This window comes from Blautia pseudococcoides, from assembly GCF_001689125.2.
Taxonomy (GTDB): Bacteria; Bacillota; Clostridia; order Lachnospirales; family Lachnospiraceae; genus Blautia; species Blautia pseudococcoides.
The window spans coordinates 4,242,501-4,260,637 of record NZ_CP015405.2; the positions used below are offsets into that span (position 1 = coordinate 4,242,501).

At 43.4% G+C, this 18,137-nt stretch carries 16 protein-coding genes (1 of these 16 only partly in view); 9 read left to right on the forward strand and 7 right to left on the reverse strand.

The window, feature by feature from the left end; genetic code table 11:
* The 7 genes from A4V09_RS20120 to dnaA form a co-directional block, all read right to left on the reverse strand.
* Positions 1-353 carry the 5' portion of an LptM family lipoprotein gene (locus tag A4V09_RS20120; protein ID WP_065543885.1) on the reverse strand. Its footprint begins 235 nt before the window's first position, so only the first 353 of its 588 coding nucleotides appear in the window; the start codon lies at positions 351-353; its stop codon lies beyond the left edge, outside the window.
* A 1-nt stretch (position 354) separates the two neighbouring features.
* A complete protein-coding gene (gyrA, locus tag A4V09_RS20125; protein WP_065543886.1) occupies positions 355-2,859 on the reverse strand; it encodes a DNA gyrase subunit A in 2,505 nt (834 codons plus the stop codon).
* Positions 2,860-2,893: 34 nt separating this feature from the next.
* Positions 2,894-4,822, reverse strand: a complete 1,929-nt coding sequence (gene gyrB, locus A4V09_RS20130) for a DNA topoisomerase (ATP-hydrolyzing) subunit B (RefSeq protein ID WP_065543887.1) — start codon at positions 4,820-4,822, stop codon at positions 2,894-2,896.
* 50 nt (positions 4,823-4,872) lie between these two features.
* Positions 4,873-5,952 (reverse strand): DNA replication/repair protein RecF, encoded by a 1,080-nt coding sequence (recF, locus tag A4V09_RS20135; RefSeq protein WP_065543888.1) that lies wholly within the window; start codon positions 5,950-5,952, stop codon positions 4,873-4,875.
* 61 nt (positions 5,953-6,013) lie between these two features.
* Positions 6,014-6,223 (reverse strand): RNA-binding S4 domain-containing protein, encoded by a 210-nt coding sequence (locus A4V09_RS20140; RefSeq protein WP_065543889.1) that lies wholly within the window; start codon positions 6,221-6,223, stop codon positions 6,014-6,016.
* Positions 6,224-6,255: 32 nt separating this feature from the next.
* Positions 6,256-7,368: a DNA polymerase III subunit beta gene (dnaN, locus tag A4V09_RS20145; protein WP_065543890.1), complete on the reverse strand. Its 1,113-nt coding sequence runs from the start codon at positions 7,366-7,368 to the stop codon at positions 6,256-6,258.
* A 310-nt stretch (positions 7,369-7,678) separates the two neighbouring features.
* Positions 7,679-9,034 carry a chromosomal replication initiator protein DnaA gene (gene dnaA / locus A4V09_RS20150; protein WP_065543891.1) on the reverse strand — a complete coding sequence of 452 codons (1,356 nt, stop codon included), beginning with the start codon at positions 9,032-9,034 and terminating at the stop codon, positions 7,679-7,681.
* A 733-nt stretch (positions 9,035-9,767) separates the two neighbouring features.
* Between dnaA and rpmH the strand changes: the two genes are divergently transcribed.
* From rpmH to A4V09_RS20195, 9 genes are all read left to right on the forward strand, one after another.
* Positions 9,768-9,902 (forward strand): 50S ribosomal protein L34, encoded by a 135-nt coding sequence (rpmH, locus tag A4V09_RS20155; RefSeq protein ID WP_065543892.1) that lies wholly within the window; start codon positions 9,768-9,770, stop codon positions 9,900-9,902.
* Between the two features lie 191 nt (positions 9,903-10,093).
* Positions 10,094-10,456 (forward strand): ribonuclease P protein component, encoded by a 363-nt coding sequence (gene rnpA / locus A4V09_RS20160; protein ID WP_065543893.1) that lies wholly within the window; start codon positions 10,094-10,096, stop codon positions 10,454-10,456.
* On the forward strand, positions 10,437-10,646 hold the full coding sequence (yidD, locus tag A4V09_RS20165; RefSeq protein ID WP_081960513.1) for a membrane protein insertion efficiency factor YidD: 210 nt from the start codon (positions 10,437-10,439) through the stop codon (positions 10,644-10,646). The genes rnpA and yidD overlap by 20 nt, the downstream gene beginning before the upstream one ends.
* A 106-nt stretch (positions 10,647-10,752) precedes the next feature.
* Complete coding sequence (locus A4V09_RS20170; RefSeq protein WP_084043694.1) at positions 10,753-12,024, forward strand: YidC/Oxa1 family membrane protein insertase; 1,272 nt, start codon at positions 10,753-10,755, stop codon at positions 12,022-12,024.
* A gap of 18 nt (positions 12,025-12,042) precedes the next feature.
* The gene (gene jag, locus A4V09_RS20175) at positions 12,043-12,876 is read left to right on the forward strand and encodes an RNA-binding cell elongation regulator Jag/EloR (protein WP_065543894.1); all 834 of its coding nucleotides are present in this window, start codon (positions 12,043-12,045) and stop codon (positions 12,874-12,876) included.
* Positions 12,877-13,023: 147 nt separating this feature from the next.
* Positions 13,024-14,397: a tRNA uridine-5-carboxymethylaminomethyl(34) synthesis GTPase MnmE gene (gene mnmE / locus A4V09_RS20180; RefSeq protein ID WP_065543895.1), complete on the forward strand. Its 1,374-nt coding sequence runs from the start codon at positions 13,024-13,026 to the stop codon at positions 14,395-14,397.
* A gap of 163 nt (positions 14,398-14,560) precedes the next feature.
* The gene (mnmG, locus tag A4V09_RS20185) at positions 14,561-16,465 is read left to right on the forward strand and encodes a tRNA uridine-5-carboxymethylaminomethyl(34) synthesis enzyme MnmG (RefSeq protein WP_065543896.1); all 1,905 of its coding nucleotides are present in this window, start codon (positions 14,561-14,563) and stop codon (positions 16,463-16,465) included.
* Positions 16,462-17,211: a 16S rRNA (guanine(527)-N(7))-methyltransferase RsmG gene (gene rsmG, locus A4V09_RS20190; RefSeq protein ID WP_084043695.1), complete on the forward strand. Its 750-nt coding sequence runs from the start codon at positions 16,462-16,464 to the stop codon at positions 17,209-17,211. The genes mnmG and rsmG overlap by 4 nt, the downstream gene beginning before the upstream one ends.
* Before the next feature lie 10 nt (positions 17,212-17,221).
* Entirely contained in the window at positions 17,222-18,109 is an 888-nt protein-coding gene (locus tag A4V09_RS20195; protein WP_065543897.1) for an AAA family ATPase, read from the forward strand.
* The last annotated feature ends 28 nt before the right edge of the window (positions 18,110-18,137 follow it).

Below are 18,137 nucleotides of genomic sequence, written 5' to 3' on the forward strand. Positions count from 1 at the left end.
TTTTTGTCATCCTTATCCTTCTTCACCAGATTGTAAATAGCATAAACCAGTTCATAGCCATTAAAATTCCCCAGGGATTCGCACTTGGTGAAGTTTACCTCTGATGCACCATAGGCCTTAAACTGTTTCATATTATACTTTATTTCCTGCGTGATCTCATCCGCACATTTTTTGTCAGGGTCCTGGCCGAGGCATTTCTTTGCTGCCTCGGTATCCCCTTTCTGATATGCATTTACAATAGATTTTGTAACACTCTCCGGTGATTTTGTGCTTACCTTAACGCCGCATCCGCTCAAAGAAAATATAAGCATTATCACCAAAGCGCAACATAGAAGCCCTTTTAATCTACGCATTTTACTCTCCTTGGTTCTCTTCTGTCTGGGAATCTGCCTCTGCGGATTCCTCACCTTCACTTTCTTCCTTCTCTCTTACCTTCGCAATGCTGGCTACCGTCACTCCCTCGTTCAGGTCCATAAGCTTTACTCCGGATGTTATTCTGCCCAGAATGGAAATTGCACTGCACTCCAGGCGGATGACAATTCCCTCTGTTGTGATCAGAAGAATATCATTTTCCTCATTGACCGCCTTTACCCCGATCACGTTTCCTGTCTTCTCTGTGATCTTATAGCATTTAACACCTTTACCGCCTCTGTTTTGGCAGGTAAATTCTCCTATAGAAGTTCTCTTGCCCATACCATGTTCAGAGACTATCAGCAGATAATCTCCCTGGCAGTTGAGCTGCATACCAATAACTTCATCCTCTTCAAGCAGATTAATACCACGTACCCCCATAGATACACGTCCGGTCTTCCTAACATCTGTTTCGTGGAAACGGATACACTGGCCGAATTTAGTGATAAGAATAATATCTTTCTTATTATCAGTAAATTTGACTTCGATCAGCTCATCATCCTCTCTCAGGGCAATAGCTGCAAGACCTGTTTTCCGCACATTGCTGTAATCCTCAATTGGCGTTTTTTTCACAAGGCCGTTTTTCGTTGCCATAAACAGATAATTTCCCTGTTTAAATTCATTAATAGGAATCACCGCGGATATTTTCTCATCCGGCTGCAGGGAAAGCAGATTTATGATCGCAGTTCCCCTTGCTGTTCTGCTGGCCTCCGGAATCTCATAAGCCTTCATACGGTAAACCCGTCCCATATTAGTAAAGAACATGAGGAAATGATGTGTGGTTGTCATCAAAAGCTCCTCAATGTAATCGTCATCAATGGTACTCATACCCTTGATTCCCTTTCCACCCCTGTTCTGGCTGCGGAAATTATCAACGGTCATACGTTTGATGTAACCTAACTTTGTCATGGCAATGACTGTATTTTCCTTTGGAATCAGGTCTTCCATGGAAATATCAAATTCATCATAACCGATGGAGGTTCTTCTGTCATCCCCGTATTTATCGGAAATACCCAGGATTTCCTCACGAATAACGCGGAGCAGAAGGTTTCTGTCCGCAAGAATAGCCATTAACTCCCGGATCCTTTTCACCAGTTCATTATACTCGCCCTGAAGCCGGTCTCTCTCCAAACCGGTCAGTGCACGCAGCCTCATATCTACAATAGCCTGGGCCTGGGCCTCAGAGAAGCCAAATGCCTCCATAAGAGAATCCTTTGCCTGCTGTGTTGTCTTAGACGCACGGATAATACGGATCACCTCATCTATATGTTCCAGGGCTTTTAACAAACCCTCCAAGATATGTGCACGTTCCTGTGCTTTGTTCAGGTCATACTGTGTCCTTCTGGTCACAACATCTTCCTGATGGCGCAGATAATATTTGAGCATTTCCAGAAGGTTCATGACCTTCGGCTGATTATTCACCAGTGCCAGCATAATAACCCCGAATGTATCCTGAAGCTGGGTATGCTTGTACAGCTGGTTCAGGATGACATTGGCATTGGCATCTCTTCTCAGTTCAATACAGATACGCATACCTTCCCTGTTGGAATGGTCATTGATAGCCGTGATTCCATCAATTTTCTTATCCCTTACAAGTTCTGCCATCTTCTCTATCAGACGTGCTTTATTGACCATATAAGGCAGCTCTGTAACAATGATCTGGCTCTTGCCGCTGGGCAGTGTCTCTATGTCTGTAATTGCCCGCACTTTAACTTTTCCGCGGCCTGTACGGTAAGCCTCCTCAATCCCCCTTGTGCCAAGGATCATGGCTCCGGTTGGGAAATCAGGTCCTTTTATGATGGACAGAATCTCCTCCAGCTCGGTTTCCCTGTCCTCTTCAATGATGTTGTCAATAATTCTTACAACAGCAGAAATAACCTCCCTCAGATTATGGGGCGGTATATTAGTTGCCATACCTACTGCAATACCTGATGTACCGTTTACCAGCAGGTTTGGGTATCTGGAGGGGAGAACCAGGGGTTCTTTTTCCGTTTCATCAAAGTTTGGAGCAAAATCAACTGTATTTTTATTAATATCCGCCAACATTTCCATGGAAATTTTACTCAGGCGGGCCTCTGTATAACGCATGGCAGCAGCACCGTCACCATCCACAGAACCAAAGTTTCCATGCCCATCCACCAGAGGATACCTGGTTGACCATTCTTGTGCCATGTTGACCAAAGCTCCGTAGATAGAACTGTCACCATGAGGGTGATACTTACCCATTGTATCACCTACGATACGTGCACATTTTCTGTGAGGTTTGTCGGGGCCGTTGTTTAATTCTATCATGGAGTACAGTATTCTTCGCTGTACCGGCTTCATACCGTCCCTGACATCCGGCAATGCCCTGGATGCAATAACACTCATGGCATACTCAATGTAGGACTCCTCCATTTTTTTCTGTAAGTCCACTTCCTGGACTTTATCAAAAATATTATCTTCCATTTAGCTTCTCCTTAACTCCGCTTCCGTCGGCCGCTTATATATCCAGATTCTTAACATATTTTGCATTTTCTTCTATGAATTCACGTCTAGGCTCCACTTTATCTCCCATAAGGGTTGTAAATGTAAGATCAATTTCAGAAGATGCCTCTTCATCCATGGTAACTCTCAGAAGTATCCTGCGTTCCGGATCCATGGTTGTCTCCCAAAGCTGTTCTGCATCCATCTCTCCCAGACCTTTGTAACGCTGGATCCTGTTATTGCCGTCACGTCCGATTTCATTTAATATCAAATCCTGTTCTTTCTCAGAATAGGCATAAAAAACTTTCTTATTTTTCTCAATTTTAAAGAGAGGCGGCTGAGCCAGATATACATGGCCCTGTTTGATCAGCTCCGGCATAAATCTGTATAAAAACGTCAGCAGAAGAGTTGCAATATGAGCGCCGTCCACATCGGCATCTGTCATGATGATGATTTTTCCATAACGAAGCTTGCTGATATCAAAATCCTCGTGAATACCGGTTCCGAAAGCTGTGATCATAGCTTTGATCTCGGCATTGGCGTATATTTTGTCCAGTCTTGCCTTCTCCACATTAAGGATTTTACCTCTCAGCGGAAGGATCGCCTGTGTCGCACGGCTTCTTGCGGTTTTCGCAGAGCCCCCGGCAGAATCTCCCTCTACGATGTAGATCTCACATTTTGAGGGGTCTTTGTCCATACAATCTGCCAGTTTTCCCGGAAGTGACATTCCTTCTAACGCAGACTTCCTCCTTGTCAGTTCTCTGGCCTTTCTGGCTGCATCCCTGGCACGCTGGGAAAGTACGGATTTTTCTATGATTGTTTTGGCAACAGAAGGGTTCTGCTCCAGATAGATTTCAAGCTGGCTGCTCACAACATTGTCAACAGCCCCCCTGGCCTCACTGTTTCCAAGTTTCTGTTTTGTCTGTCCCTCAAACTGGGGGTCCTCAATCTTAACACTGATAATAGCAGTCAGACCTTCACGGATATCCTCACCGGAAAGATTTGACTCGCTTTCTTTTAAGATTTTATTTTTTCTGGCATATTCATTAAAGGTTTTGGTAAGGGCATTTCTAAATCCCACAATATGCGTGCCGCCCTCCGGCGTCGTGATATTATTTACAAAACCATAGGTATTTTCTGTATAGGAATCATTGTGCTGCATAGCTACTTCCACAACCACACCGTCTTTTGTCCCCTCAAAGTAGAGAATATCTTCATAGAGGGAGGAATTACTTCTGTTCAAATACTGAACAAACTCCTTGATACCGCCCTCGTAATGGAAGATCACTTCCTTTGGCTCTTCATCCCGCTTATCTACAGCAATGATCTTCAGTCCTCTTGTCAAAAATGCCATTTCACGAAATCTGTGTTTCAGGGTACTGAAATCAAATATAGTCTCCTCAAAGATTTCCGCATCCGGAAGGAAGGTGACCATGGTTCCTGTCTTATCCGGGTCACAGTCACCGATGACCTTCAGTTTATATATGGTTTTACCCCGCTCATAGCGCTGACGGTAGACCTTTCCTTCGTGATAAATGGTTACCTCCAGCCATGTGGAGAGGGCATTTACAACAGATGCGCCAACGCCGTGAAGACCGCCGGAAACCTTATATCCCCCGCCGCCGAACTTGCCGCCTGCATGGAGGATGGTAAAAACTACCTCCACGGCCGGGATCCCTGCTTTATGGTTGATACCTACGGGAATACCACGTCCGTTGTCAGTAACAGTAATGGAATTGTCTTCATTTATAAATACTTCTATAGTATCGCAGTATCCGGCCAGGGCCTCATCTACCGCATTATCTACAATTTCATATACCAGGTGGTGCAGACCTCTGGCGGAGGTGCTGCCGATATACATACCGGGCCTTTTCCTAACAGCCTCTAATCCCTCAAGTATCTGAATCTGATCTGCTCCATACTCTGTTTTAAATTCTGTGCTCATGCATTTCCTCCTGTTTACCGGCAATGCTCACCGGTTTTCCGCTGGTCGTCTCAGGGGGCAACTGTCCCCTCCACCACTTTAAACAATTTATTGATTTCAAATCTTTTGTTTACAAAATCATCCAAACCTGTACAAGTTATCATAGTCTGCACATCCCGGATACTGTCCAGCAGATAATTCTGCCTGTTGGCGTCCAGTTCCGACAAAACATCATCCAGAAGAAGGATTGGAACATCCTTTATCTTTTTCTCCACCAGATAGATTTCCGATAACTTCAGGGATAGGGCAGCTGTGCGCTGCTGTCCCTGTGAACCAAACTTGCGAATATCAATCTCATTTATTCTAACACATAAATCATCCCTGTGGGGTCCGGATGATGTATTCCTGAATTTGAAATCCTTTTCCCGGTTTCTTCCCAACTGTTCATAGAACTCATCGCTCCTTACATTCGGTTCGTAAACCAGTTCTATTTTTTCTTTTCCGCCTGTTATGCTGCTATGTATCTCTCCGATAATATCATTTATATCGCGGACAAATTCATGACGGCTTTCAATGATGGATTTTCCGTAACGTACCAATTGTTCATCCCACACATCCAGTGTGGCCGCCAGGCCGCTGCTAGATCCAATATCCTTTAACAACTTGTTTCTCTGGTTCAGGACATGGTTGTAACTGGATAGATCAGATAAATACACCTTATTAAGTTGACATAACTCGGAATCAATAAACCTTCTCCTCTCACCAGGACCGTTTTTAATAATATTCAGATCCTCCGGCGAGAAAAATACAATGTTGACAATTCCGAACAGCTCACTGGCCCTTCGGATGGGGATACCGTCAATGGCTATGCCCTTAGCTTTATTTTTTTTCAGATGCATATCAATCTTGTGGGATATGCCGTCCTTATTCACAAACATCCTGATATGGGATTCATCCTGTTCAAACCGGATCATCTCTCTGTCCTTACTGCCTCTGTGTGATTTTGTGGTGCCACACAGATATACAGCCTCCAAGATGTTGGTCTTTCCCTGGGCGTTATCCCCATAGAGAATATTTGTTCCCTTGTCAAACTGCAGGGATAAAAGATTGTAATTCCTGTAATTCTTCAGTTCTATAGACTCAATATACATGTAAACACCTGTTGTTGGGGGGCGCTGAAAACTTCACGTGACAGAAACGGTAATAGTAAATTCATTTTACTATTTTGATCTCCTGACCGTCATAAGCCACCAGATCCCCATCGTAAAGTTTGCGGCCTCGTCTGGTATCGGTCTCACCATTGACTTTTACAAGACCGTCCTGTATCACATATTTGGCTTCCACCCCGTCCTCCACAAGATTTGCGGCTTTCAGGGCCTGGCCCAACTTAATAAACTCATCTTTTAATTTTATGATTTCCATTCTTTCTCTCCTAACGGCTTTCAAACCCGTTTTTATCTGCTGACAGCATTAAAGTTTACAGGAAGGATCAGATAAATATACTGCTCCTCCTCATCCCGGATAAAGCAGGGCGCTTTGGGATTCATCAGATAAATACAGACTTCCTCATCATCAATCACCTTCAGCGCATCAATCAGAAATTTGGGATTGAAACCAATGAGAATATCTTTTCCCTCTTTTTCAATGTCAATGTCCTCTTTCATAGAACCAATCTGAGAATCAATCCGCAGTTCCATGGAGCCATCCTCAATATGAATGATAATGGGTTTTTTATCTCCCTCTTTTACAAGAAGGGTTGCTCTGTCAATACAATCTAAAAATTCACGTTTATTAATCTTGACTTTTGTTTCGTAGTCACTGGATAACATCTGGTCAATCTTAAAGTAATCGCCCTCGATCAGACGGGATACTACCTTGGTATTATCAAATTCAAACAAGATATGGTTTTCCGCAAGATAGATTTCTACCATATCTTCCATTTCACCGGATAAAATTTTACTGATTTCATTCAGTGTCTTACCGGGAACAACCACTTTCTTATCTGCGCACTCTTCTTTCAGCGCAATTTTTCTGATGGAAATACGGTGTCCGTCAAGGGAAACCACACGCAGCATATTGTTTTCAATCTGAAAAAGTTCACCTGTCATCAGCTTATTGTTTTCGTTTGCTGCTATGGAAAAAATAGTCTGACGGATAATTTCTTTTAAAGTAAACTGTGAAATCCGTACACAGTCATTTTTTTCAATGAACGGAAGATAAGAAAAATCCTCACCGGACTTTCCCGGAATATTGAATTTTGCTTTTTCGCAGGTAATCAGAGTGTTTAGTTTCTCATCTGTTGTTATGGTAACATTATTATCCGGAAGCTTTCTTACGATCTCAGAAAAAATCTTAGCATCCAGAGCGATAATACCCTTTTCTTCTATAGTACCGTCAACAATGGTTTCAATTCCCAGTTCCATGTCATTGGATGTAAATCTGATTTCATTGGCTGATGCATCAATAAGAATACATTCCAGAATGGGCATTGTTGTTTTTCCCGGTACGGCTTTCATGACAATATTTACACTTTTTAATAATTCTGATTTAGGACAAATTAATTTCATGATGTGTATAACTTCCTTTCTTTGCAAAAGTGGCTTTATCTATAAAATAATATTAAGGAATCCGCAGTCGTAGCCTTAGGGGATGTGAATTTGTGAATAACCCTCGAAACCCGCAGGAATTGCGGCTTTCATAGTATGGATAACTTTGTGGGTTAAAGCTGAAGTTAAAGTGAATAAGCTGTTGATAGAATCATGGGTAAAAAACGGGGTTCACGTTATCAACACTTATCCACATGTAAGTCACTTTATATTCACCTAAGGTTGTGGATAATCAAATACTGCAGGAAAGTGTGTGTGCATAGCTTGAGGATCACTTGGCAGGATTGATTTTTTTCTTCAATATATCAATGATTTCTCTTGTGTCGTCGTTCTCCTCAACTTCCCGCTCTATTTTATTTATGCCGCTCATGATGGTCGTATGGTCTCGTCCACCCAGGCTGTCACCGATAATTTTCAGGGTGGTTTCTGTCATCTGGCGGCACAGGTACATAACAATCTGTCTTGGATATGCAATTTTGGAACTCCTCTTGTTTCCGGTCAGGTCAGAGGGAGTGAGATCAAAGTGTTCTGCTACTATATTAATAATGAGTTCCGGTGTTATGGTCCTTTTCTGGTTTGGCGATATGATGTCTTTCAATACTTTTTCCGCCAGAGCCAGGTTGATCTCCCGGTTCTCCAGATTTGCATATGCCATGATCTTATTCAGGGAACCCTCCAGCTCACGGATATTTGACTTTACGTTCTGTGCAATATATTCAATGACCTGATCATCAATCTGATAGCCGTCCAGCTCCTCCTTTTTTCTAAGGATCGCCATTCGGGTTTCAAAATCAGGTGAGGAGATGTCCACGATCAATCCCCATTCAAATCGGGAACGAAGCCGGTCCTCCAGGATTTCCATATCTTTGGGGGGCTTATCCGAGGAGATGATGATTTGTTTTTTCGCTCCGTGGAGAGCATTGAAGGTGTGGAAAAATTCTTCCTGGGTGGATTCCTTTCCTATAATAAACTGTATATCGTCGATCAAAAGTACATCTATATTCCGGTATTTCTCACGAAACTTGGACATAGTTGTATTATTGCCGTTACGGATTGATTCAATCAGTTCATTGGTAAAATATTCACTGGTCACATACAGTACCTTGGACTGCGGTCTTTTCTGAAGCACAAAATGTGCGATGGAATGCATAAGATGGGTTTTTCCCAGACCAACTCCTCCATATATAAAGAGAGGGTTATACACCTCACCGGGAGATTCCGCCACTGCAACGGAAGCTGCGTGTGCCAGTTTGTTATTGCTTCCGACTACAAAGGTGTCAAAGGTATACTTAGGGTTTAAGTTGGCTTTTTCAATACTTTCATTCACGGCAGCGGATGATACGGGGGTATCCGCCGTTTCCGGCGGCACGTCATCCGGTAAGATCAAAGCAATTTCGTAGTCTTCTCCCGCAGTTTCAGCAATTGCCACTTTTAATGGAAGAAGATATTTGTTGGCAATATAATTAATGCCAATCTGGCCTGTGGGGACTATGATGGTAACGGTATCCCCTTCCACTTTGTGGACTGTCAGGGATTTCAGCCAGGTATTAAAAGAGACATCAGATAACTGATGCTCCGTTTTTATCATATTTAATATGTCTGTCCATTTTTCCTGTATTAAATGCATTTTGAATTCTCCCGTTTGTTTTCGCGTTTCCTTTCCAGACTTGTGCAATATGGAGAGGGATTGATGATCATGTTGAAAAAGACGTTCTTTTTTCCCTTGTTTCAAAGCACACAACAATAGAAAGTACGCGCCTGCGGACTTTCTATTGCAAAAAACGTATTATTATCTATATATTATAATAAAATAGAATTTTTAGCAATGAAAAAATAATTCTAAACAGAAATCCACAAGGTTATGTTAATAATGTGGATAATACTGTGTGGAAAATGAGGATTACAAAGTTAAAAACATTGTGGAAAAAGGAAGATGTGAGAAATGTGTATAACTCCATTTACATCTTCCACATGGCGAAAATCGTGATAAATTAAGGTTTTTTTGTCGAAAAGGGCAAAAAAGTGTGGGGAAAACGGAAAAGTTATCCACAAGTTATCCACAATTTGTGGATAACATTACGTAAACTAGAATCGTGTGAATAACTGTGGGGATAATCATTTTAGCAGAAGCGTCCCGGGAAATCTTTCCACAGAACGGAAAACCGGAATGTGGAAAACAGGTGAATACTCGGATTTCAGCCTATTTCCGTGATAAATATATTTAAAGAAAAAAATAAAATATATCTTGACGAATCAAGGGTTTCCGAATATAATTGAAATGATGTTTTCTATCATGCATAATTATAGGAATACTATCTGAATAATAGATAGATATTTGGTTTAAAGGAGGTGCCTGGAATATGAAAATGACATTTCAGCCAAAAAAGAGAAGCAGATCCAAAGTTCATGGATTCAGAGCAAGAATGAGCACTAAGGCCGGAAGAAAAGTTTTAGCTGCAAGAAGATTAAAAGGAAGAAAAAGATTATCAGCTTAAGACCGCAGATATGTGGTCTTTTCTTCTCTTCTTGTAATTATTCAGTTACCTGAATAATTACGGGTATTTGCCCATTAAAATCGCTTGGCGATGGGGCCGATACCTGATGCCGTAACTCTTATATACGGTCAGCGCAGTGAATGCGCTGACCTGATTGAATAGTAACCTCTTCTTTCATTAAAGGATGGTTTATGAAATATTCGGAATCGTTAAAGAAAAACAGAGATTTTCAGCTGGTTTATAAAAAGGGAACATCATTTGCAAATCGGTACTTAGTTATGTATGTGTTAAAGAATCAGTTGGACAAGAACAGAATTGGTATATCCGTAAGTAAAAAGGTAGGAAACAGTGTCGTAAGACATCATTTGACCAGGCTTCTCAGAGAAAGCTACCGATTGAACGAAGAAAAATTCAAGTGCGGATATGATATTGTTGTAGTAGTCAGGGTAAATGGAAAGGATCAGGGATTCCATTCCATGGAGAGTGCGCTTTTGCATTTAGGTAAGTTCACAAAGACCATAAGAAGTGAAGAGAATGAAAACAGTATTGATTAAGATGATTCGGCTTTATCAGAAATATTTATCCCCGTTAAAGAGAACCCGTTGTCCCTATATACCCACGTGTTCTCAGTATGGATTAGAAGCAATTGAGAAATATGGTGCAGTAAAAGGTAGTTTATTGGCTTGCTGGAGAATTTTAAGATGTAATCCATTTTCAAAAGGCGGATACGATCCGGTACCATAAGTATTGTTTTATCTTGTTAGGAGATAATTATGCACCGCCCTTTTGTTACAAAGGCGGTATGCTTGAGAGATGAAGGTGACAAACCGGCTATAAGGAGGAAAATATTTTGGTTGCGTTGCTAACAAAGAGTACAATGCCGATTGTAAAATGGGTGGCTGAGGTAATGGGCTGGCTGATGAACGGCATTTACAGTATCGGGGTCACAAATCTTGGCCTCTGTATTATTTTATTTACAATTATCATTTATATGTTCATGACGCCGCTGCAGATCAAGCAGCAGAAGTTCTCTAAGATGAATGCTGTCATGTCCCCGGAATTACAGAAGATCAGTAAGAAATATAAAGCAAAAAAAGATCAGGCCTCACAGGCGAAAATGCAGGAAGAGACCATGGCTGTATATGAGAAATACGGCGTATCTCCCACAGGAAGTTGTCTGCAGATGGTCATTCAGATGCCTATATTCTTTGCTCTGTATCAGGTTATCATAAAGATGCCGGGATACATTGGAGGAATCAGAAACATGTTCGATACAGCAGTTGTAAAAATTACAAATGTTGACGGATATGTAGGTATTATCAGCGATTTTATTAAAGATCATGGTATCAGAAGTTACAGTTGGCCTACAAACGGCAAGGGAATCAATGATAACCATGTCATCGACTTTTTATACAGTCTGTCTCCGTCACAGTGGGCAGACCTTGGAGAAGTGGACAAGTTCAGCGGCTTTGCGCAGACGTTAAGTGATACTGCCAATAAGATTCATCCTATGCAGAATTTTCTTGGCCTGAATATTGCGGATACACCACTTTCTTTGATCAAGACAGGATGGAGTGACCACACTTATCTTTTGATCCTTGCGGCGATCATGATCCCATTGTTATCCTGGCTGACTCAGATGCTGAACTTAAAATTAATGCCAACAGCAGCAACAGACGATACAAACAGCCAGATGAATGCCACAATGAAGGGGATGAATACCTTCATGCCGCTGTTTTCCGCTTTTATCTGTTTTTCCTTCCCTGTAGGTATTGGTATCTACTGGATTGCCGGTTCTGTGATCCGTTGTGTTCAGCAGCTTGTCATCAACAGACATCTGGACAATATGAATATGGATGACTTTATCAAGAAGAACCAGGAGAAGATGGCTAAGAAGCGTGCAAAAGCAGGACTTCCGCCGCAGAAGATCACACAGCAGGCAAAGATGAATGTAAAAAACATCGAGGAACCAAAGAAGATCTCTGCTGAAGACAGAAATGCCGCAGTGCAGAAATCTACGGAATACTACAAGAATTCACAGAACGCAAAACCGGGAAGCCTGGCTTCAAAGGCAAATATGGTTGCTCAATTTGATCAGAAAAACAAATCCAAGAAGAAGTAGCGGTAAGGGGGAAGAAGTATGGAATTCAAAGAATTTTCTGCAAAAACTGTAGACGAAGCGATCACAAAAGCTTGTCTGGATTTTGAGACTTCCAGTGAAAATCTGGAGATTCAGGTTTTATTTGAAGGCAGTTCAGGATTTTTGGGGTTCGGAGCCAAACCGGCCAGAATTAATGTACGCAGAAAAGAAGTATCCTTACCAGAAGAACCAGTAATTGAAGAGGCTGTTCCGGTAAAAGAAGAGAGAAAAGAAGTAAAAAAAGAGTTTAAGAACGAGCCGAAAAGAGAGCCTAAGAGGGAACCGAAAAAGGAAGTAAGAAGAACAGAGGCTCACAAAGAGGATGTAAAACCGCAGCACGAAGAGCGGAAGGTCGTTGAGAGAACAGAAGAAGAAATCACAGCCGTAAAAGCAGATGCGGAAAAGTTCTTAAATGGCGTGTTCAAAGCCATGGAGCTTGAAGTTGAAATCAAGATGGAGTATAAGAGTGCGGAAGGTAACCTGGAAATTGAATTTTTAGGCGAGGATATGGGCATTCTTATCGGCAAGAGAGGACAGACGCTGGACTCTCTGCAGTATCTCACAAGCCTTGTTGTGAACAAGGGAAGACAGGGATATATCCGTGTGAAGCTGGATACTGAGGATTACAGAAACAGGAGAAAAGAGACTCTGGAAAATCTGGCAAAGAGCATTGCCTACAAAGTCAGAAAGACCAGAAAACCTGTATCTCTGGAGCCTATGAATCCCTATGAGAGAAGGATCATCCATTCTGCATTACAGGGCAACCGTTATGTGGAGACTTACAGTGAGGGAAATGAACCTTACCGCCATGTGGTTGTAAAGCTGAAAAAATAATATATATAAGGAATTATGATTATTCTAGGTGAAAGCGTGAATAATGGAGAATATTTTTCTCTGCGCTTTTGCCTGGAATATTTTTTTTGACTATAAGTTTACGTTACCTGTGTTAAAGTTGAGATAGAATCAGAGGAGTTGAGAAAAATGGCTGATACAATCGCAGCAATTGCCACGGCTATGACCGCGTCGGGAATCGGAATCATCCGCATGAGCGGTCCCGAAAGCCGTAAAATCGTAAAGAAGGTTTACCGCTCCAAAGGGGGCAGAAAACAGATTGAGAAGGAGCCGTCCCACACCATCCATTACGGATTTATCTATGATGGGGAGGAGGAGATTGACGAGGTGCTGGTCATGCTCATGGACGGTCCGAAAAGTTATACGGGCGAAGATACCGTAGAAATAGACTGCCATGGCGGCATTCTGGCTATGAAGAGGGTGTTGGAGACTGTGATCAAATACGGTGCCCGCCCGGCAGAGCCAGGGGAATATACTAAGAGGGCATTCTTAAACGGAAGAATTGACCTGTCCCAGGCGGAGGCGGTAATTGATGTCATTAATGCTAAAAATGAGTATGCACTGAAAAGTTCTCTGAACCAGTTGAAGGGTTCTGTACAGAAAGTGATCAAAGAAATCAGAGAGCGTATCATTTATCAGATCGCTTATATAGAGTCTGCGCTGGATGACCCGGAGCATATCAGTATAGACGGGTATGGGGAAACCCTGGAAAAAGAAGTGGCGGTACAGAAGTCCAGAATTGAAAGGCTTCTGGAAACTGCCGGGGAAGGAAAAATGATGAAGGAAGGGATCAAGACCGTTATTTTGGGCAAGCCCAATGCAGGGAAATCCTCCCTTATGAACCTTCTGGTGGGAGAAGAGAGGGCCATTGTGACGGATATTGCAGGAACCACCAGAGATATTCTGGAGGAGGCCATTGTACTGCACGGAATTTCTCTCCGCATGATAGATACCGCCGGGATCAGGGATACAGAAGACCGGGTGGAGCAGATTGGTGTGGGGAGAGCAAAAGAGTATGCAAAAGATGCGGATCTGATCCTTTACGTGGTGGATTCTTCTATACCGCTGGACGAGAATGACGAGGAGATCATCTCTATGCTGGAGGATAAAAAGGCTGTGATCCTTCTGAATAAGACGGACTTAGAGACTGTAGTCTCAGAGGAAAGTCTTAGGAAGCGGATGAACCATCCAGTGATACCGGTCTCCGCCAAGGAGAAGCAGGGTATTGATGTGCTGGAGCAGAAGATCAAAGAGATGTTCTTTGAAGGGGAGCTGTCTTTTAACGATGAGGTGTATATTACAAATATCCGTCACAAGACGGCTTTGGAGGACGCAAAGAAAAGTCTTGAACTGGTGGAAAACAGTATTGCTATGCAGATGCCTGAGGATTTCTTTTCTATTGACCTTATGAATGCTTATGAGAGTCTGGGCAGCATTATAGGGGAGTTTGTTGGAGAAGACCTGGTGAATGAAATATTTTCAAAGTTCTGCACAGGAAAATAGAAATCCGGAGGTGTTATCCACAAAAATAGAGGAGATCGAAAATAAATGTGGATAACGGGTTAAATACAAGAGGTTCATGTGAATAGATTTTGAGAAAAAGTAACTATTCAGTACAGTAAATGCACAGACCTGATGAATAGTTACGGGAAAGGATGCCATTAGAATGAATAATCTGGTTGAGAATTATGATGTAGCCATAGTTGGCGCCGGCCATGCCGGCTGTGAGGCAGCGCTGGCCTGTGCAAGGCTTGGTCTGGATACTATTATGTTTACCGTGAGTGTGGACAGCATTGCGCTGATGCCCTGCAACCCAAACATAGGCGGAAGTTCCAAAGGTCATCTGGTGAGAGAGATTGATGCCCTTGGGGGTGAGATGGGAAAAAATATTGACAAGACATTTATCCAGTCAAAGATGCTCAATGTATCCAAGGGACCGGCTGTCCATTCTCTGCGTGCCCAGGCGGATAAGCAGGAGTACACCAGACGTATGCGAAGGGTACTGGAAAATACGGAACATCTGACCGTAAAGCAGGCTGAGGTAACGGAAATCCTTGCTGAGGAACATAAGATCAAGGGCGTTAAAACTTATTCAGGTGCCACTTATCTGACAAAGGCAGTGGTGCTCTGTACAGGAACATATCTGAAAGCCAGATGCATTTACGGTGATGTGAGCAGCTATACAGGGCCTAATGGCCTTCAGGCCGCCAATCACCTGACAGATTCCCTGAAAAAGCTGGGAGTTGAGATGTATCGGTTTAAGACAGGGACACCTGCCAGAATTGATAAGAGAAGCATTGATTTTTCAAAAATGGAGGAACAGTTCGGGGATGAGAGAGTGGTTCCCTTTTCTTTCTCCACAAACCCTGAGGATGTACAGATTGAACAGGCATCCTGCTGGCTTACTTACACCAATGAAAAGACACATGAGATCATTAAGAACAACCTGGACCGTTCGCCTCTGTATTCCGGTATGATCGAGGGTACAGGACCCAGGTATTGTCCTTCAATTGAGGATAAGGTGGTAAAGTTTGCGGACAAGAACAGGCACCAGGTATTTCTGGAACCGGAAGGACTTTATACCAATGAGATGTACGTGGGCGGAATGTCCAGTTCCCTGCCCGAGGATGTACAGTATGAGATGTATCGCTCGGTACCGGGACTGGAACAGGCGAAGATTGTGAGAAATGCCTATGCCATTGAGTACGACTGTATCAACGCAAGGCAGCTTTATCCAACCCTGGAATTCAAGGAGATAAAAGGGCTTTTCTCAGGCGGGCAGTTCAACGGCAGTTCCGGCTATGAGGAGGCAGCAGCCCAGGGGCTTGTGGCAGGAATCAATGCAGCTATGGAAGTGCTGGGCCGGGATATGCTGATCCTGGACCGCTCTGAATCCTATATAGGTGTTCTCATTGATGATCTGGTGACAAAGGAAAACCATGAGCCATACAGGATGATGACAAGCCGTGCCGAGTACAGGCTGCTTTTAAGGCAGGATAATGCAGACCTCCGCCTCAGGGAAAAAGGATATAAGGTGGGACTGGTGAGCAAAAAGGAGTATGAATATGTACTCTGGAAGAAACAGAAGATAGAGGAGGAAGCTGCACGTGTGGAAAATACCTTTGTGGGTGCATCCAAAGAAGTGCAGGAGCTTCTGGAATCTTACGGCAGTACGCTGTTGAAAAATGGTTCTTCTCTGGCAGAGCTGATACGCCGTCCGGAACTTTCCTACCGGGTCCTTGCTCCTCTGGATAAAAAAAGGCCGCAGCTTCCCCAGGATGTGGCGGAGCAGGTAAATATCAATATTAAGTACGACGGATATATCCGCAGGCAGTTAAAGCAGGTGGAGCAGTTTAAAAAACTGGAGACAAAACGTCTTCCAAAGGATTTGGACTATGACGGGGTAAACGGGCTGAGGATCGAGGCAAAACAGAAGTTAAAGGAATACCGTCCGGTATCGGTTGGGCAGGCATCCAGAATCGCCGGCGTGTCCCCGGCAGATATATCGGTACTTCTTGTATATATGGAATCTTACAGGAAAGGCGGAGTGCATAAGGAGGTGGATGTATGAGTGAAGTGACAAATCAGGTACAGGAGACGTATTGTTTAGATATTTTGGAGAATGGATCACAGGAATTTGGCCTTACGCTTACAGAAGGGCAGAAGCAGCAGTTTGTGCGCTATTATGAGATGCTGGTGGAATGGAATAAAGTCATGAACCTGACAGGGATCACGGAATTCCAGGAGGTTTTGACCAAACATTTTGTGGACAGCATTTCCATTGTAAAAGCGCTGGATATGGAGAATATAAAATCCTGTATAGATGTGGGAACAGGGGCGGGATTTCCCGGAATTCCCCTCAAGATCATGTTTCCCCATCTTCAGGTAACACTCCTGGATTCTCTGAACAAACGTCTTAAATTTCTGGATGCTGTCATAGGTGAACTGGGACTTGAAGGCATACACACGGTTCATGGACGTGCGGAGGATGGAGCAAGAAGGCAGGAGCACAGGGAGCAGTATGATCTGAGTGTGACCAGGGCTGTTGCCAGGCTATGTACCATCAGTGAGTATTGTATGCCTTACGTGAAGCAGGGCGGTTTCTTTGTGGCTTATAAGTCAGGCAAAATGCAAGAGGAACTTTTGGAAGGGAAAAAGGCAGTTTCCGTACTTGGGGGAAAGGTGGAGAAGACAGAAGAATTTCTCCTTCCGGGTACAGATATGGAGCGTTCCCTTGTGGTGATTCAGAAGGCAAAGCCTACACCGAAAAGATATCCGCGGAAAGCGGGTACCCCGGCGAAGGAGCCTATTTTGTGAGGTGAGCAGAATGGAATTAAAAGAAAGCCTGAAAAAGAGAGTAGAACTGTTTAAGAAGGAATATCCTGTTGCGGACAAGGTGAAAAACAGGATCACAGAGCCTTCCATGCCTTTCTTTGGGGAGGAGATCCTGGAGAAGGCTGTGACCGCCATTTTGGAGGGAGAAAATGTGCTTCTCTGCGGTGACAAGGCTACAGGAAAAAATGTACTGGCTGAAAATCTGGCATGGTTTTTCGGCAGGCCTCTCTATAATGTTTCCTTTCATGTGAATACGGACAGCAGCACTTTGATCGGTACGGATACCTTTGTGGGCAATGAGGTAAAGCTGAGAAAAGGTCCTATTTACCAGTGTGCCAGGTATGGAGGTTTTGGGATACTGGATGAAATTAATATGGCAAAAAATGATGCGGTGTCAGTCCTTCACGCAACGCTGGATTACAGGAGGGTGATCGACGTGCCGGGATATGACAAGATTGACCTTGACCCGGCCACACGTTTTATCGCCACTATGAATTATGGGTATGCAGGGACAAAGGAACTGAATGAGGCCTTGGTCTCCAGGTTTATGGTGATCAATATGCCCTCTATGACAGAGGACAGACTCATGGGAATATTGAGAAGCGCATTTTCTGATCTAAAGGACGCGGCACTTGAACAGTTTACCGGGCTTTTCCTGGATTTGCAGCTCAAGGCGAAAAATGGAGAGATATCAACAAAAGCGGTGGATATGCGCGGGCTGATTGGGGCGCTGAAGCTGATAAAGGGCGGCCTTAACCCGGTTGATGCCATTGATATGGGAATTACAGATAAATGTTTTGACGCATTTGAGAGAGAACTGATCGCTGATATTGTCATGACCCGGATACCTGAGGAGTGGACCCGCAGCGATGTATTTTAGCCTGGCCGAAGTGTTTGGCTGCTTCATT

Coding starts and splice junctions, on each gene's coding strand:
- gyrA (WP_065543886.1), bottom strand. CDS start 2,859: ATGGAAGATAATATTTTTGATAAAGTCCAGGAAGTGGACTTACAGAAA.
- gyrB (WP_065543887.1), bottom strand. CDS start 4,822: ATGAGCACAGAATTTAAAACAGAGTATGGAGCAGATCAGATTCAGATA.
- recF (WP_065543888.1), bottom strand. CDS start 5,952: ATGTATATTGAGTCTATAGAACTGAAGAATTACAGGAATTACAATCTT.
- A4V09_RS20140 (WP_065543889.1), bottom strand. CDS start 6,223: ATGGAAATCATAAAATTAAAAGATGAGTTTATTAAGTTGGGCCAGGCC.
- dnaN (WP_065543890.1), bottom strand. CDS start 7,368: ATGAAATTAATTTGTCCTAAATCAGAATTATTAAAAAGTGTAAATATT.
- dnaA (WP_065543891.1), bottom strand. CDS start 9,034: ATGCATTTAATACAGGAAAAATGGACAGACATATTAAATATGATAAAA.
- rpmH (WP_065543892.1), top strand. CDS start 9,768: ATGAAAATGACATTTCAGCCAAAAAAGAGAAGCAGATCCAAAGTTCAT.
- rnpA (WP_065543893.1), top strand. CDS start 10,094: ATGAAATATTCGGAATCGTTAAAGAAAAACAGAGATTTTCAGCTGGTT.
- yidD (WP_081960513.1), top strand. CDS start 10,437: ATGAAAACAGTATTGATTAAGATGATTCGGCTTTATCAGAAATATTTA.
- jag (WP_065543894.1), top strand. CDS start 12,043: ATGGAATTCAAAGAATTTTCTGCAAAAACTGTAGACGAAGCGATCACA.
- mnmE (WP_065543895.1), top strand. CDS start 13,024: ATGGCTGATACAATCGCAGCAATTGCCACGGCTATGACCGCGTCGGGA.
- mnmG (WP_065543896.1), top strand. CDS start 14,561: ATGAATAATCTGGTTGAGAATTATGATGTAGCCATAGTTGGCGCCGGC.
- rsmG (WP_084043695.1), top strand. CDS start 16,462: ATGAGTGAAGTGACAAATCAGGTACAGGAGACGTATTGTTTAGATATT.
- A4V09_RS20195 (WP_065543897.1), top strand. CDS start 17,222: ATGGAATTAAAAGAAAGCCTGAAAAAGAGAGTAGAACTGTTTAAGAAG.